Below are 15685 nucleotides of genomic sequence, written 5' to 3'. Positions count from 1 at the left end.
CAAATGATTGTACAACCGCCACTTCCTGAGCACTATTTTTTTGTGAACGTATCTTGAACTTCTTCAGCTCTGTTCTGGAGATTCTCCACATCGCCTTTTATATGTTCTATATTCGGGTTGATGTCGGCCTGGTAGTTGCTGATCATCGCTTTGATTTCGTCACCGAGTGTATTGAACACTTCCTGGGATTCATGCTTGGTTTTCAGGAATGATGATTTCACTTCATTTGCTTCTATTTTAAGCTGGTCCATCTGTGTTTTAAGATTTCCCGAATTAGATTTCAATGAAGACTGCAGTTCACTTCCGGACTTTGGTGCGTTCAGTACTGCAATCAGAGTTCCGCCGGTTGCACCTACGAGAAAACCGATCGCAATATTTTTGAATTTCATAGTAGTGTCACGTCCTTTTTTTCTTACACATACCCTGACTCCTGAAGAGTTAAGCATTCAAATGGGTGCGTATAGTGTTTTCTATTTCGGATTTTTCCTCATCTGTCCGTTTATTCGGATCCTGTTCCCACTGATAGCCGAATCCATCATACTCCTCCTTGTACCGTGGAATCAGGTGGAAATGGATGTGGAATACGGATTGGGATGCATAGGAGCCATTATTCTGTACTACGTTGAGACCATCCGGCGAAAAAGCACTTCTGATGGCGTTGGCGACTTTTGTGATGACTTTCATCAGGTGGGCGCCTGTTTCTTCATCCAGGTCGTAGATATTTTCCACCGGCTGTCTCGGCACGACGAGCGTATGTCCTTTCGATAGTGGGAAAGCGTCCGTGAATGCAATGCAGACTTCATCTTCGTAGACGATGTTGGCAGGAATTTCACCAGCTGCAATCTGTTCAAAAATAGTTTTGCTCATTCGTTGTACCTCCATTGTTCAGTTGTGATATATTTGTTTAGTATAAGTATACAAATAATATATATTAATTAAAAGGAAGTCGAATATGGTACTTCAAATAAATCAACTGACGGGTGGCTATTCGAAGACACCGGTAATACAGGATATCTCCTTCAATATAGAGGAGGGTGAGATTGTCGGACTCATCGGTCTGAACGGTGCCGGAAAGAGTACCACCATCAAGCATATACTGGGGCTTCTGAGACCACACTCTGGTGAAATCAAAGTAGGGGGCTTGACCGCCGAAACGGATATAGAAGCCTACCGCAGACAGCTTGCCTACATTCCGGAATCCCCGGTGCTCTATGAGGAACTGACGCTTAGAGAGCATATCCAGATGACTGCAATGGCATATGGCATAGATGAAGGCACTGCACTGGAACGTTCAGGGCGTCTGCTTGAAATATTCAGGCTGGAGACGAAAGTGGATATGTTTCCAACACATTTCTCAAAAGGGATGAAGCAGAAAGTGATGCTGATATGTGCATTCCTGTCGCATCCAAACTTATATATCATAGATGAACCGTTTCTTGGGCTGGATCCGCTCGGTATAGAGTCCCTCATAAATCTGATGGTTGAAGAGAAGCATAAAGGGCGTTCGATACTGATGAGTACGCATATCCTCGCGACAGCGGAAAGATACTGCGACCGTTTCGCAATCATAGATGAGGGCCGTCTGATTGCTCTTGGGAGCCTGGAATCACTGCGGTTGGAATTCAATATGCCCGGTGCCACTCTGGATGAAGTGTACTTGAGAATAACAGGGGGCGGCATTGCGGATGTCTGATCAACTATTCAGAGGCAGGATGAATGAGGACATAGCGAGAAGAAGCTATTATGGGAAATTCATATTCAACAGTCATTTCCTTATCTTTCTGACGATTACAGCCGGATTCTTCCTCTATTCCCTGCTCAGTCTGCTGGAGACCCTCGAACCGTCCGCATGGCTGGATGTAATTGCTGCATTTCTGGTCAGCACCCTGCTCATTCCGACCTACCGGACATTGCTGAAAGAGGCGGACGGCATTTTTCTGCTGCCCTATGAGGCGAAGTTCGGCAAGTACCTGTCGGCTGCCGATAGATACTCATTGACTCTCGGCATCATCAAGCCGCTTGTTGGCGGCGCTATTGCTGTGTTTCTTCTGACAGTGGGGCATAGCCTGGCTGAAATCGTCTCTTTCATCGCCGGAGCCATCATCTTCTATATACTGAACTTCCATATCAAGAAGGCTGTCATAAACTCCAGCTTGTCGAATCCAGTGATGCTCGCAAGTCTCATCGGTGTGAGCTTTATTTTCCTATTGCTGATTCTGCAAAGTCCATTATGGCTGCTGCCTGCTAGTCTAGTGTACTGCGGTGGGCTTGTATATGCCAGGCACAGAAGCCACCCACGCCTTGACTGGAACGCCATGATAGACTATGAGACATCAAAGCTCAACAGCTATTACCGGAATGTTGCCCTGTTTACCAATGTCAGCCATATCGACAAGCAGTTCAAAAGAAGAAAATACCTGGATCCTTTCCTGTGGCAGCCTAAAGGCCGTGCCTTCAGCAAGGAAAAAATGTATGAGTACCTATTCTACAGAACGTTTGCACGAAGTCATGATCTGCCGATGATCATACTACGGCTGATTCTGCTGTTCGGCATTGTCATGGTCTGGATCGGCAATCTTTATCTCTCCATCATCATTGTGCTGTTCGGCATCTATATCATTGTACTTCAGATGTCCCAGATCTATACAGCCCAGGCCTATCTGCTGTGGCCGAAAGTCTGGCCGGTGGATCGTGGATTCATCCAGAGAAGCTATGTAGTCTATTCGCATAAGCTTGTTCTTGCAATCAGCATTCTTTTCAGCCTTATATTCCTCGGAATCCATTATGAATATTTCTTCCTTATTGCACTGTTTCCGTTATGGGGCTACATCATCAACAGAAGCTTGAGCAGAACTGTATATAAAAAAGAAAAAGAATTAAGCGACTGATCATATCAGTCGCTTAAAATTCGTCTTCAGTGTCGGCTTCATTGTCTTTCAGTGGCAGATAGAGTTTTGAAGAGACCGACTTATGGAATAGTGACTCCGCCGTCCGGTACTTGCCAAGTGCTTCGGCGGTGAGATAATTCTTGTAGCTGTTCGTCTGCTTGAAATCATTGTATGTCGAAGTTCTTGCCCATTGGATGAGTACGATGAATCCATCTTCCGACAGTGACTCCCCGATACGGTATGACATGACGCCGTTTGTATTTTCCATGATCTCATTGATATCCGCGAGGTGACCGTACATCGGTTCCTTTCTGTTTCCAGGGACCGGAATGAAATGGATGGAGGTGGGTCTATCCTCCTGCAGTTCTCCGGATGTATTGTCAATTTCATAGGATTGCCTTGAGCTGAAGATACTGTCGCTACTGTCATTTTCGTAATAAAGAACGGCATCCTGCCCCATGGCTGCAAGATTGACGTCCGCATGTTTTGCTTTGAGATTCTGCATGTAGGTAATTGTTCCTGTTGTCACGTGTAGTATCATTACGTTCACCTCATAAATAGTCTTATTTCGACTATACCCTTAATACAGATGGAGATAAACCTGAAAAAAATAAATCGAATTTTTGACATTCATGTACTAATTAATAATAATTATCATCAGTGTGTTAGAATATTGATGGATATATAAAAATTGGAGGAAAAAACTGTGTTCAATGATACGATAATTAAAGCAGCTAAAGGAGAAAAGACGGATTATACGCCTGTCTGGTTCATGAGACAGGTCGGACGCAGTCAGCCGGAGTATAACAAAGTCAAAGAAAAGTATTCCCTGCTGGAAATTACCCGCCAGCCGGAACTGACCGCGTATCTTACTGCGACACCCGTTGAAAACTATAATGTGGATGCGGCCGTGCTATATAAAGATATCGTTTCTCCTCTGGCACCCATCGGTATAGATGTCGACATCAAACCTGGGGTCGGGCCGGTCATACAGAATCCGATCCGCGACATCAAAGACGTGGAGAAACTCGGGGAACTCGATCCCTATAAAGATCTCGACTATATTTATAAAACCATCGAAATTCTGACGAAGGAAAAGCTCAATGTGCCACTTATCGGCTTCTGTGGCGCACCTTTTACAGTCGCAAGCTACATGATAGAAGGTGGTCCTTCAAAAAATTATCATAAGACGAAGCAGCTCATGTACAACCAGCCGGAAACATGGTTCAAGCTGATGGACAAGCTTGCCGATATGAACATCCGCTATCTTAGAGCGCAGATCGAGTCGGGCGCAAGCATGATCCAGATCTTCGATTCATGGGGCGGGGCACTGAACAGCGAAGACTATGCATACTATCTCTCACCTGCAATGAAAAGGATTGTCAGCAGTGTCAAGGAGACGGGTACCCCGGTCATCATCTTCGGCATCGGTGCCTCCCACCTGCTTAACGAGTGGGACAGTCTCGAGACCGACGTCATCGGACTCGACTGGAGAACTTCAATCGATCAGGCGAGAGCTGCCGGCATAAAGAAGGCGCTCCAGGGCAATCTCGATCCTGCACTTTTGCTTGCGGATTGGAATGTCATTGAGAAACAAACAAAGGCTATTCTAGACCAGGGTGGAAATAACGGGCACATATTCAATCTGGGCCACGGCGTATTCCCTGAAGTCGATCCCGAAACACTGAAGAAACTCACAACATTTGTACATGAATACAGTAAAGGACAGTGATTGAAATGAAACAGAAAAAAGGTTTGCTGGTAATGGCATATGGCACCCCGTACAAAGAAGAGGATATTGAGCCATACTACACTCATATCCGTCGTGGCAGAAAACCATCGGAGGAAGCGCTGCAGGATCTGAAGGATCGCTATGAGGCAATCGGTGGCATCTCTCCACTGGCTGATACGACAAAAAGACAGGCAGAAGCGCTTCACCGTCAGTTGAATGACTCTCAGGATCAAGTAGAGTATGAACTTTTCATCGGTCTCAAGCACATCGATCCATTCATTGAAGAAGCTGTGGAATCCATGCATGATCATGGAATTACAGAAGCGGTATCTGTAGTACTTGCACCGCACTACTCCAACTTTTCTGTCGGCTCCTATAATAAGAGGGCTCGGGAAGAAGCTGAAAAGTACGGCATCTCAATCAAATCTGTTGAGTCCTACTATCACCAGCAGCCATTCATCGACTTCTGGACAGAAGCGGTCAAATCCTCACTTGAAGAAGTGCCTGAATCCGAACTGGCAGATACAGCCATCGTTATCAGTGCACACAGTCTGCCAGAAAAGATCAAGGAGCAGAACGATCCGTATCCGGACCAGCTCGAAGAGACGGCAGCACTCATCAAGAACAGTGCTGACCTTAAGAATGTCCATGTCGGCTGGCAGTCGGAAGGCAATACGCCGGATCCATGGCTCGGGCCGGATGTACAGGATCTGACAAAAGCACTGCATGAAGAACACGGATACAAGCATTTCGTCTATCTTCCTGTAGGCTTCGTCTGTGAACACCTGGAAGTCCTTTTCGATAATGATGTGGAATGCAAGGATGTATGTGATGAAGTCGGTGCCGGCTATCATAGACCGAAGATGCCGAATACCGACGAGCGCTACATCCAGGCGATGATCAACGAAATCAATAAACTGTAGTAAAGAAGGCTGATTATAGTGAGAAAAGTAGCAGTTATAGGTGCCGGTATTACAGGATTGTCGGCGGCACATTATTTGTCGAAGCATGATGATGTTGAAGTGGATCTTTTCGAAAAGAGCGATCGGGCGGGCGGAAAGATCAGAACCCACCGTCAGGATGGATATACAATCGAGCTCGGTCCTGAATCGTATCTGGCCAGAAAGCAGATAATGACTGAACTGGCTGAAGAGATCGGCCTTGGTGATGATCTTGTCCGCAATCAGACGGGCACTTCATATATCTATGTAAATAACAAGCTGTCGTCAATGCCAAAAGGTGCAGTGCTCGGTATACCGACCGAGCTGGCCCCATTTCTGACGACAGACCTCGTGTCAGCCCGTGCCAAACTGAGAACAGGGTTTGATTTCCTGAAGAAGCCGCTGCCGATATATACTGATATATCTGTCGGCAGGTTTTTTAGAAATAGAGTTGGCGACGAAATGCTCGAAAATGTCATTGAACCACTGTTATCAGGAATATACGCCACTAATATCGATGAGCTGAGTCTGATGTCTACATTCCCGAACTTCAAGGAAATGGAAGAGACACATGGCAGCCTGATCAAAGGGATGTACAATCAGAAAAAGAATGCTCCTAAAACTGAAGGCAAGAAGCAGGGCCAATTTCTGCAGTTCAAGCATGGACTCCAGTCCTTTATTGACGAGCTGCTTTTTTTCATAGAAGAAAACGGAGTCTCCACTTTCTTTGAACATGATGTTGAATCGATTGCACGGGATGGTTCAGGCTACACGATGCAAGTCAATGGAGAAGCAAAATCCTATGACAACATCATTGTGACGACGCCTCATTTCCAGTATAAGAGATGGTTCCAAGACCTGCCGTTCGAATACTTCAAGCATATGAAAGCGACAAGCGTGGCGACAGTTGTCATGGCGTTTGAAGACCAGCAGGTGGAGAATGATATCGATGGGACAGGGTTTGTAGTCAGCAGAAAAATGGATACTGCCATCACTGCATGTACATGGACGAACAAGAAGTGGGCGCATGCCGCGCCACAGGGCAAGACATTGCTGAGAGCATATGTCGGTCGTCCCGGCGACTACATCGTCGATGAGAAGGATGATGAAGATATTGTGCGTCTGGCACGCAAGGATCTCGATAATGTAATGACAATCAACGGAGAACCGGAATTCACAATCGTGACCAGACTGAAGCACTCCATGCCACAGTACAAGGTAGGGCATAAGGAAATGATCAGCGGTATTCATGACTATATGGCTGAACATTATCCGGGAGTGGTGCTGACAGGCGCTTCCCATAGCGGTGTCGGACTGCCGGACTGCATCAGGCAGGCAAAAGAAGCGGTGGAATCACTGGACTAATAAGATGGCAAGAAATGCCCTGGATGTTATCATGTATAATATCAGGGCATTTTCTTAAGGAGGCAGATTCAATGAAGTTCATATCAAACAACAATATTACAGATCCGATGATCAATCTGGCCATGGAGGAATACGTACTGCGAGAAATTCCGACAGATGATTCGTATTTCCTATTCTATGTCAATCAGCCATCAATCATCATCGGCAAGAATCAGAATACCATCGAGGAGATCAATGAGTCATATATCCAGGAGAATGGTATTAAAGTCGTTCGCCGCGTATCCGGAGGCGGTGCAGTCTATCACGATGAAGGTAACTTGAATTTCAGCTTCATCACTGAAGATGATGGTGAAAGTTTCCACAACTTCAGAAAGTTCACCCAGCCGATTGTTGATGTACTGCAGGATATGGGAGTAGACGCAGAGCTTTCCGGCAGAAACGACCTTGAGATCGACGGCAAGAAAGTTTCCGGCAACGCAATGTTCAGCCTGAAGGGCAGGATGTTCTCGCATGGCACACTCATGCTTGATAGTGATATTTCCGAAGTGCAGAATGCCTTGAAGGTGAACCCTAAGAAAATCGAATCAAAAGGTATAAAATCAGTCCGATCCCGAGTTGCCAATATCAATGATTATATGGAAGATAAACTTGATATCGAGGTATTCAAAGAGAAGATTCTAGAGTATATTTTTAACGGCAAAGACAATATCGAAGAATATGTACTGACAGAAGAAGATTGGGAAAAGATCAGAAAGCTGGCCGAGGAAAAGTATCAGACATGGGACTGGAACTACGGCAGAAATCCGAAGTACAACTTCAACGCTTCCCACAAGTTCGATGCAGGTCTGCTGGATGTCAGATTGGATGTCAGAAAAGGCAGAATTGAACAGGCTAAAATTTTCGGTGATTTCTTCGGAGTAGGGGAAGTGGATGTCATTGAAGAGAAGCTTGTCGGTGTAGAGCATAACAAGGAAGCAATCGATCGTGCGCTTGACGATCTGGATATCAGTTTCTATCTAGGCAGAATTACACGGGAAGAGTTTTTAAATCTCATCGCATAAAAAAATAAGCTGGCTCTCAATAATATGTACATTGTACAAATTGAAAGTCAGCTTTTTTCTTGTCTATTGAGCGTCGTCTTCATCTTCATTTGTCAATTCCTTCAGCAGTGATGTATAGGTCATGAACTTCTCCTGATCCTTCTCTATGAGTGCCTCTTCAATCTTTTCATTGTATCTATTGCGATTGTAGTCATCCATAGCTTCCTGGAGCAGCAGTTCAGCGGACAGGTCGTTGATTGTATTGATGAAGACACGCAACTGGTTAACCGGGTATACTTGTTTATTCATCCCTAAATCCCCCTTCATCATTTGGTTGTTACAAATTATATAACACGAAATAGGTTTGGTCAAACTAAGTTTTGAATATTTAGATTATTTATTATTGTAATTTTACTACATGAAGTAAATATTTAACATCATTATTATATTTAGTTAACATTTATAAACTTATGTGATATCATGAAGATGTTGGAATATTTGAAAAAGGGGATCATGATGAACAGATTACATTATCAGATACATGAGGAAACGATGTACATTGTGCCGGTCGTTAACGGGAGCTACATTGAAAGCAGAGTTGGGGAAGCATATGGGGAAGGCATCGACTGCAGGCTTACACCGAATAAGCTGATTGAACGTAACTGTAGAAACCATTCACAGAACTATGCAGCGCGTAAGGACTTGAGTAAAACGCTTACCGGCATCACAAGCAAAGTGCCGATCATAGTCGACCTGTTTGGATCATACATCTACTTCTGCACACATTCCGACAGGGTCAGTGAGAACAACTGGTTCAATATCAAGCACATTCAATCCTATTCGAATGACGAAGGGATGACACGTGTGCAGTTTTCAAATAATGAAGAGCGGATCATCGATATATCCTACGCTTCTTTCAATAACCAGTATCTGAATGCACTGAAACTTCATTATAAATTCAACCAGCAGAAGGAAAAGTATCAAAAGAAAGAGATGAATATGCACTTTCAGTACCCCATGGCGGGCAGGGGAGAAGTCGCCCAGATCAATGAATCCATCTATCATTCGTACATCAACTACATAAATGGGCTGCAAATCAGGGACAGGGTGTAAATTTAAATTAAAAAATGTTAAATAACGGTTGAAAAAACGTGTGGAATTGTTATAATTGTAAATGTTCGATTGAAAAATAACATTGTTCCACAGTAGCTCAGTGGTAGAGCTATCGGCTGTTAACCGATCGGTCGTAGGTTCGAGTCCTACCTGTGGAGCCATGGAGATGTACTCAAGTGGCTGAAGAGGCGCCCCTGCTAAGGGTGTAGGTCGTTCTGCGGCGCGAGGGTTCAAATCCCTCCATCTCCGCTACAAACCCAGTAACCCCCGTGGTTACTGGGTTTTTATTTTGTCTGTCCCCTTTTTGGCCCCATATTGACCCCAAGCGTCCTCTGTAAACCTTGAAGCATACGCTTTCAAGTATCTTTTAGTTGTTTATAACTTCAATTATTTTTTGATTCGAAAGATCATATGCTTCTAATATATTCTCTAGTGTAGTTATTTCAGCATGGGATGCATCCTTTTTGCAGTCTTGGTGTCCATTTAAAAGTGTATAAAAAAAGCGGACACAGAGTCCGCTGATAAAAACTATATGGTTCCTTTCAATGTATCAAGAACTTTCATTGGAGTCGCATCTTCTTCAAGGTATCCTACTTTAAAAAGTGAAAGTTCAGGATTCTCATAAACAATGACAGGCAGGTTTTGAATCAGTCTATGACTTGAATCGTTAATCCGTTCTATATATTCTTCGAGTGTCCAGCCACGCTCGCATAATAATTTCTCAAACGAGTCATATCTTTCAACGAAGTATCCTGTTCCGATTCCTTCGATCTCTTCTTTATTGTGCATCTCTCTGATCTCCTCTATATGGATGCATCTACCGTTTGTGAGCATGGTTATATCTATTATATATTCGCTCAATTTCGAGCACCTCTGCCTTTTCTAACTGTATAATGTCCATCGCTAATTTTTCGCGTTTGTTTTCTGCGAGATTGGGGGCTGTTAATTTGACTTCTTCATAGTCAATTAAAGCAGCATATTTCTCTCTGACTTCATTGATCTTATATTGCATTTCTATGCTTTTATCGACCATTATTAATCCTCCTGGAAACAGCCTATACCCATTATAGCACGGGAAAAAGAAAACACTTGCAGTTCAATCTTATTTACTTCGATTTTTCTCTGTTACTCAATACGTTTGTTTTATTTAAAAATTCAATGATATCGTGCATCTGAGTATTCTTTTCAGGTGGATGGTGACGGCGTTTCAATCTCATAGAAAGAAACCAATGGGGCTGCTGGATTGTAATGCTCGCTAAGGGGAGTGCGATGATCATGTGTCAGCAATTTGTTACTGTGGCGAATGGTACAAAACATTGGGTGCGTGATTGAGAACCAAAAAGTGCAATCCACTTTTGGTCTGCGAAGATACCCTGTTCGTGCCTAAAGAGGAGATTGATAGGCATGAACAGGAGAGGCGGCCTGCCTTCGCTAGCGGTTTGAAGTTCCGGACTGAACATTGATATCTTCAGTATATCTGAATTTATTGTATTCTTCTGTTTACAAGCGGGTAGTATCACTACATACTTGATTAATGCATCAAGGTAACTATTTTTAATGCATACCCCTCATGCATCTTAAGAATGGATTCAATCCATTTGGTCAGCAGGATTTTTCCCTTTGAACTTTACAATAAGGACAACGACCCCAACTGCAAAAGCAGCTAGAGCAATCCAGGCTACTTCAGTCGATACTGGGATGACGTCAAGAAATCCCAACAGGGCAATGATAGGTAGAACAAAGATCGATCCTAAAATTTTTGTGTACCTTGAGTGATTCGCTCTTTCTTTAAATGAAGCCATATTATATCCCCCTAAGTTATTGATAATAGCATACCCCTGAATGTTGCAGAAAATTTTTTTGATTTATAGACTTCAATTAATATCACCCACACGACAAAAAGACTAGAAAAATAAAAAAACGAACATCAAGTTCGTTTTTAAATGATACTTCTTTTTAAACCATCGAGTACGTTCAAGGGTGTCAGTCCTTCTTCTAAATATCCTAGTTTAAATATCGAGAGATCTGGATTCTCATAGACAACGACAGGAAAATCCTTAATGATATGTTGTGGATCATTGATTCTTTCAAGACATTCTTCCAGTGTCCATCCCCGTTCACACAACAATTTTTCGACAGATTCGTACTCTTCAACAAAATATCCTGTTGATTGGTGGTCCAATGGTTCTGTCATGCTTTCATCTCCTAAAGTATCAATACACATCCTTTTATTGTGCAGTGCCATACCTATATATGTTCACTGAGTTTCCAGTTTTCTGCTTTTTATTGTTGAATGGTATCAAACGTGATTGTAGTTCGTTGATTTTTAACAGGCAAGTATTGTGGTTTCTATTCCTAACAAGAAGTTAATCTCACATGCTTTACTTGATCGGGATTACTACACCAGCCATATTAAAGATTCTAAACGATTTCACGATTATATCATGATTAAGAAGTGAATGTCATAGGTTGAAACTCTCTCCATTCTTATCTTTTACATTAATCATGGATTCGTTCTCATCCAACTTACGAATCGTTTCGTTCATTTCAGTTATATCATCTGGCATTATAGTTACAATCACTTCATTATTCAATATTACGTTGAATTCGTGAATGTCTCTTTTATCTTGGATTTCTTGAACGTAATAGTCTCCCCTTTGCCATTGTTTCATTTTTCTCATAAATACACCATGCTTTCAAACAGTATTTAAATCATCATATTAGATATTAATTGCATCAGGCATCTCGATTATTGAACTTACTTGCAATAAATACATTAAGCCATTCGAAAATACAGCTTAAAATTGTGCAGACGTAGGATAGACTCATACCGGAGGAAATGTCAATAGAATCAGGAAATAAAAAGGGGAGGTTTTAATCCTCCCTTTTAGATAAATATAATCCCTAGCGTATTGAAAAGAGAACCAGTTCGCTTACCTATTGATAAATTGCTCCTCTTCATCATCATGCTTCTTGAAGTATTCCTCTTCATCTTCCGTTATCATGTCAGGATTGTTATCTTCTACACTCACCATGGTTCTTTCACCGCTGTTTACATCCAACACTTCGGTGTCATACTCATCCCTGGGAACTACATTAGTGGATTTTTCTCCTACAGCGTCCATCTCAGGGGAGTCTGTGTCTTCCGTGTTCAGACCTTCGAAGATGATGATTGCACCGTTTTCATAATGTGTCATCAGATCTTTTCTGCTGCCTTCATCGTAATCCAGTTTTTCTATATCACGATCGGCGTTGTCCGAGTGCTGATCGATGATGTTGATATCCGAGAAATCGTTTTTAAGTTCCGACAGGTCAGTTTTGGAAATGACAGTATAGTTTTTCAGGTCGATGTAGTTCTCGAGATAGATTTTTGCATCTTCAATCGTTTTGAATGGTTTGTATTGATTTTTATACATGTGTAATGACCTCCATTATTAGATAGATGGTTATTCCCTTCAGATGAAAAATCAAACTAAAAACCCTGCAATATGAATTTGCAGGGTACTGTTCAATCTATTCATATTCAGCGGGTAACCATCTTTACTTTGTTGCCTGAAGGATCCACCGAGATCATCGAGTGATCTTCATCGGAAACATCATACCCCAGGCTACTGAGACGCTTCACAGCGGCATCGAGTGCGTCCTGATCAGGGTAGGCCAAGGTGAAGGTATCAAGACCGACACTTCCTGGTTCAGGCTGTGGTACGCCGGTGCCATTCCATGCATTGACAGCGACATGATGGTGGTATCGACTGGTCGACATGAAGACCGCACTGCCCATGAATTCGCTGACAATCTCAAGACCAAGGCCTGTGGTGTAGAAGATAACGGCCGGAGACAAATCGGAAACATGGAGATGAAGATGTCCCATGATTGCAGACTCCGGCATCTTCTCCCACTTCTGATCAGGCCGAAGTGTCTTCGACATCTCTTCGAAATCAAGTGGTTCCGTAGTCATCTGCACATTGTCTCCGCGCCAAAGCCAGGTCTCAGAAGGGCGGTCAACGTAGACTTCAATTCCATTTCCATCCGGATCGTTCAGATAGATGGCCTCACTCACGCTATGGTCGGCAGCACCCAATGCGACATTATTCCTGGCGAGGTGGATGACTAGTGCTGCCAAGTCCGATCTTTCGGACAGCAGTATTGCAAAATGGTACAGACCGGTCGTCTTCTTCTTTTCAACGGGGTGATCCGGTACATTCAATGTAAGAAAGCAGGTCTTCCCATCTGCTGTCAGATGGACTTCCCTGTCATTCTGCTCAAGTATTGAAAAACCGAGCAGGCGGGTATAGAAGGCGAGTGCGGATTCCATATCCGATACATTTATTTTCACGTGGGAAACATATATTGCAGGTGGTGTATGGAAAGTCATTTTTTTCTCCTTATCGTTAATCATTTGTAACAAACTATATATTAGTAATAACGATATGTAAAGTAAAAAAGTATCTTTATGTATAGTAGTGAAATGTGATACAATATGCATGTAAGGATGTGATATATTTTGAAAAAATCAATTCTTTGTCCAAAGTTTGAAAAGGCTGTGACGATGCTGAGCCAGAGATGGACGGCACTGGTCATCTATCAGATGCTCGAGGCACCTCAGCGTTTTGGTGAAATACAGGCTGCAATTGGTATAAGCGGCAAAGTACTTTCCGACAGACTTAAAGATATGGAACAGGAAGATCTCATAAAAAGGGATGTCTATCCGGAGACGCCTGTAGTTATAGAGTATTCTCTAACAGAAAGAGGGCGTTCTCTCGAACCGGTGTTAAGAGATATTGAAAAATGGGCAGAGGAATGGGTCAAAATCGACTAGAGAGTAGACCGGTCCTTAGACCGGAATACCTTTGCTTATAATAGAGTGATAGCGGGTGGGATCTTTAAAAGATCCCACCCGCTATCTGTTTGGTCCGGATTTCAGTATCGGTAGAGGATTTCCTAGATTATATCACCAGGGAGAGACAGGACTAGTCATTCGTTTTTTTCACCTCGACATCAAGGTCGGTGGTTGCTGGTCCTTCAATCACATTGCCCTTGAAGTTGAAGCGGGAACCGTGGCAAGGACAGTCCCATGTCTTGTCGGGCTGGTTCCAGCTGAGGCTGCATCCCATGTGTGTACAGCGGTTGTCGACGACGTAGTACTCATTGCTGTTCTCATCCCTATAAAGGCCTTTCTTCATCATTCCATCCCTTACGACTGCGCCTTCACCGGCTGAAAGGTCCACTTCATCAGCACTCGGATAGTTCTTCAGCATATTCTTCGTTTCGATACTCATACTTTCCATTGGTGTCGTTGCGTGCTGTTTAAGCTGCTGGAATACACCTTTGCTTCTTTGAGGGCTGACGATATCATGATAGCGGTTATCCTTTCCTTCAATCAGATCGGAGATGATCATGGAGGAGAGCACGCCATTTGTCATGCCGTACTTGTTGAACCCGGCTGCTACAAATCTGTTATCGTGGTCCTTATCAAAATACCCGATGAATGGCATTGAATCTGCCGTCATCAGATCCTGTGCTCTGTATGCATAGAGGCGTTCGTGGTTGCTGGTCTTCTGGTCGGCATAGAGTCTCAGCTTTTCAAGCTGATCGATCATATCCTTTTCCATGTAGGACATGTGTCCCATACCACCGAAAAGGAGGGTGGGCAGTTCATTATCTGCACCCATTATATGCCTTGTCGTCAGACTTGGTCCATCGTGGCCGCTAAGAGATACGTTTTCAGGCGGGGGTGTGGAAGTGGTGACCACCAGACCATAGGATCGATTAATCTTGAAGCTGTTGAAATAGAACCCTTGGTAGTCAAGGAAGGGGAAGTGGGTAGCAATGATGAGTTGCTTGAAGTATATATTGTCCCCGTCATTCGTTGTCAAAGTATCCCCATCCAGAGATTTCCCCCGTGTATGTTCATATATCTTGACACCTTTTTCCTCGAGCACTTCCAGGATGCCCTTCAAATACTTGAGGGGATGGAATTCCGCCTGATTGCGCATAACGAGTTCAGCTGAGGTTTCAAAAGGAAAATCCAGTTCTTTCTTCAATAGAGTACCATCTATGCCGAGTTCCTGATAGGCTTCAGCTTCCTTTTCAAGCGCACTGACTGACGCTTCCTCCTCGACATATATGACACCATCAACTCTCCTGAAGTCACCATCTATATTGTGCTTTTTGCCGATAGCCTCCATTTCATCAATAGCATCCATCTGGGAATCATAGTAGAGGCGTGCCGTTTCCTTATCTTTCTGCTTCATGATCTGACTGTAGAGCAGTCCCTGCTGGGCCATGATGCGTGCTGTCGTGTTGGCGGTTGTGCCACCGAGTATATAATCTGTATCAATGACAGTGACTTTGTAGCCTTTCATGGCAAGCTGGTAGGCGTTCATCAGACCGGTTATGCCGGCCCCGACGACAAGAACCTCGGTTTCAATATCATTTTCAAGTTTTGGGTAGGAAGGAAGTTCTACAGTATCGGACCATATGGAAATATTGTCGTGTTTGAATTCACTCATTAAGCAATCCTCCTTGAGTTGTTTATCTCCTTTACCCCAAATGTAATAAGTATACTTAAAAACTATAAAATTAATGAAAGTGTAAATTTTACGC

At 43.4% G+C, this 15685-nt stretch carries 20 protein-coding genes and 2 tRNA genes; 10 read left to right on the top strand and 12 right to left on the bottom strand.

The window, feature by feature from the left end:
• Positions 1 to 32: 32 nt before the first annotated feature.
• Together GQ671_RS04580 and GQ671_RS04575 are read right to left on the bottom strand one after the other, a co-directional pair.
• Positions 33 to 389, bottom strand: a complete 357-nt coding sequence (locus GQ671_RS04580) for a YtxH domain-containing protein (RefSeq protein ID WP_160653315.1) — start codon at positions 387 to 389, stop codon at positions 33 to 35.
• Positions 390 to 438: 49 nt separating this feature from the next.
• On the bottom strand, positions 439 to 867 hold the full coding sequence (locus tag GQ671_RS04575) for an HIT family protein (RefSeq protein ID WP_160653311.1): 429 nt from the start codon (positions 865 to 867) through the stop codon (positions 439 to 441).
• Positions 868 to 952: 85 nt separating this feature from the next.
• On the opposite strand from GQ671_RS04575, the gene GQ671_RS04570 reads away from it, so the two are divergent.
• Both GQ671_RS04570 and GQ671_RS04565 read left to right on the top strand, forming a co-directional pair.
• Complete coding sequence (locus GQ671_RS04570) at positions 953 to 1693, top strand: ABC transporter ATP-binding protein (RefSeq protein WP_160653308.1); 741 nt, start codon at positions 953 to 955, stop codon at positions 1691 to 1693.
• Positions 1686 to 2888 carry an ABC transporter permease gene (locus tag GQ671_RS04565; protein WP_160653302.1) on the top strand — a complete coding sequence of 401 codons (1203 nt, stop codon included), beginning with the start codon at positions 1686 to 1688 and terminating at the stop codon, positions 2886 to 2888. Before GQ671_RS04570 ends, GQ671_RS04565 begins: the two co-directional genes overlap by 8 nt.
• A gap of 13 nt (positions 2889 to 2901) precedes the next feature.
• On the opposite strand, the gene GQ671_RS04560 is transcribed toward GQ671_RS04565, so the two are convergent.
• Positions 2902 to 3429 carry a hypothetical protein gene (locus GQ671_RS04560; RefSeq protein ID WP_160653299.1) on the bottom strand — a complete coding sequence of 176 codons (528 nt, stop codon included), beginning with the start codon at positions 3427 to 3429 and terminating at the stop codon, positions 2902 to 2904.
• A 165-nt stretch (positions 3430 to 3594) separates the two neighbouring features.
• Between GQ671_RS04560 and hemE the strand changes: the two genes are divergently transcribed.
• The 4 genes from hemE (at position 3595) to GQ671_RS04540 (ending at position 7987) form a co-directional block, all read left to right on the top strand.
• On the top strand, positions 3595 to 4620 hold the full coding sequence (gene hemE / locus GQ671_RS04555) for a uroporphyrinogen decarboxylase (protein ID WP_160653296.1): 1026 nt from the start codon (positions 3595 to 3597) through the stop codon (positions 4618 to 4620).
• Between the two features lie 5 nt (positions 4621 to 4625).
• Positions 4626 to 5543, top strand: coding sequence for a ferrochelatase (gene hemH / locus GQ671_RS04550; protein ID WP_160653293.1), 918 nt, complete (start codon positions 4626 to 4628; stop codon positions 5541 to 5543).
• A gap of 15 nt (positions 5544 to 5558) precedes the next feature.
• Complete coding sequence (hemY, locus tag GQ671_RS04545) at positions 5559 to 6926, top strand: protoporphyrinogen oxidase (protein WP_160653574.1); 1368 nt, start codon at positions 5559 to 5561, stop codon at positions 6924 to 6926.
• Between the two features lie 71 nt (positions 6927 to 6997).
• Positions 6998 to 7987: a lipoate--protein ligase gene (locus GQ671_RS04540; RefSeq protein WP_160653290.1), complete on the top strand. Its 990-nt coding sequence runs from the start codon at positions 6998 to 7000 to the stop codon at positions 7985 to 7987.
• Positions 7988 to 8050: 63 nt separating this feature from the next.
• Here the strand turns inward: GQ671_RS04540 and GQ671_RS04535 are convergent, their stop codons facing one another.
• On the bottom strand, positions 8051 to 8275 hold the full coding sequence (locus GQ671_RS04535; RefSeq protein ID WP_160653287.1) for an IDEAL domain-containing protein: 225 nt from the start codon (positions 8273 to 8275) through the stop codon (positions 8051 to 8053).
• A 207-nt stretch (positions 8276 to 8482) separates the two neighbouring features.
• Here GQ671_RS04535 and GQ671_RS04530 point away from each other — a divergent pair, with 207 nt between their 5' ends.
• From GQ671_RS04530 to GQ671_RS04520, 3 genes are all read left to right on the top strand, one after another.
• Positions 8483 to 9079, top strand: a complete 597-nt coding sequence (locus tag GQ671_RS04530; RefSeq protein WP_160653284.1) for a competence protein ComK — start codon at positions 8483 to 8485, stop codon at positions 9077 to 9079.
• Between the two features lie 86 nt (positions 9080 to 9165).
• Positions 9166 to 9240 (top strand) — tRNA-Asn (locus GQ671_RS04525).
• 1 nt (position 9241) lies between these two features.
• Positions 9242 to 9328 (top strand) — tRNA-Ser (locus GQ671_RS04520).
• Positions 9329 to 9607: 279 nt separating this feature from the next.
• Here GQ671_RS04520 and GQ671_RS04515 read toward each other — a convergent pair.
• The 7 genes from GQ671_RS04515 to GQ671_RS04485 form a co-directional block, all read right to left on the bottom strand.
• A complete protein-coding gene (locus GQ671_RS04515; protein WP_211364883.1) occupies positions 9608 to 9940 on the bottom strand; it encodes a hypothetical protein in 333 nt (110 codons plus the stop codon).
• Complete coding sequence (locus GQ671_RS04510; protein WP_160653277.1) at positions 9897 to 10112, bottom strand: hypothetical protein; 216 nt, start codon at positions 10110 to 10112, stop codon at positions 9897 to 9899. The genes GQ671_RS04515 and GQ671_RS04510 overlap by 44 nt, the downstream gene beginning before the upstream one ends.
• Before the next feature lie 556 nt (positions 10113 to 10668).
• Positions 10669 to 10881: a hypothetical protein gene (locus tag GQ671_RS04505; RefSeq protein ID WP_160653274.1), complete on the bottom strand. Its 213-nt coding sequence runs from the start codon at positions 10879 to 10881 to the stop codon at positions 10669 to 10671.
• Between the two features lie 137 nt (positions 10882 to 11018).
• A complete protein-coding gene (locus tag GQ671_RS04500) occupies positions 11019 to 11273 on the bottom strand; it encodes a hypothetical protein (protein ID WP_160653271.1) in 255 nt (84 codons plus the stop codon).
• Positions 11274 to 11541: 268 nt separating this feature from the next.
• Entirely contained in the window at positions 11542 to 11760 is a 219-nt protein-coding gene (locus GQ671_RS04495) for a hypothetical protein (RefSeq protein WP_160653267.1), read from the bottom strand.
• 252 nt (positions 11761 to 12012) lie between these two features.
• Positions 12013 to 12495 carry a hypothetical protein gene (locus GQ671_RS04490; RefSeq protein ID WP_160653264.1) on the bottom strand — a complete coding sequence of 161 codons (483 nt, stop codon included), beginning with the start codon at positions 12493 to 12495 and terminating at the stop codon, positions 12013 to 12015.
• Positions 12496 to 12602: 107 nt separating this feature from the next.
• Positions 12603 to 13454, bottom strand: coding sequence for a VOC family protein (locus GQ671_RS04485; protein ID WP_160653261.1), 852 nt, complete (start codon positions 13452 to 13454; stop codon positions 12603 to 12605).
• Between the two features lie 129 nt (positions 13455 to 13583).
• Here GQ671_RS04485 and GQ671_RS04480 point away from each other — a divergent pair, with 129 nt between their 5' ends.
• Positions 13584 to 13898 (top strand): winged helix-turn-helix transcriptional regulator, encoded by a 315-nt coding sequence (locus tag GQ671_RS04480; RefSeq protein ID WP_160653258.1) that lies wholly within the window; start codon positions 13584 to 13586, stop codon positions 13896 to 13898.
• Positions 13899 to 14049: 151 nt separating this feature from the next.
• On the opposite strand, the gene GQ671_RS04475 is transcribed toward GQ671_RS04480, so the two are convergent.
• Positions 14050 to 15591: an FAD-dependent oxidoreductase gene (locus tag GQ671_RS04475; protein WP_160653255.1), complete on the bottom strand. Its 1542-nt coding sequence runs from the start codon at positions 15589 to 15591 to the stop codon at positions 14050 to 14052.
• Positions 15592 to 15685 lie beyond the last annotated feature (94 nt).

Origin of the sequence: Salinicoccus hispanicus (genome assembly GCF_009831115.1) — a bacterium.
Lineage (GTDB): Bacteria > Bacillota > Bacilli > Staphylococcales > Salinicoccaceae > Salinicoccus > Salinicoccus hispanicus.
This window is presented reverse-complemented; position numbering and strand designations above follow the sequence as displayed.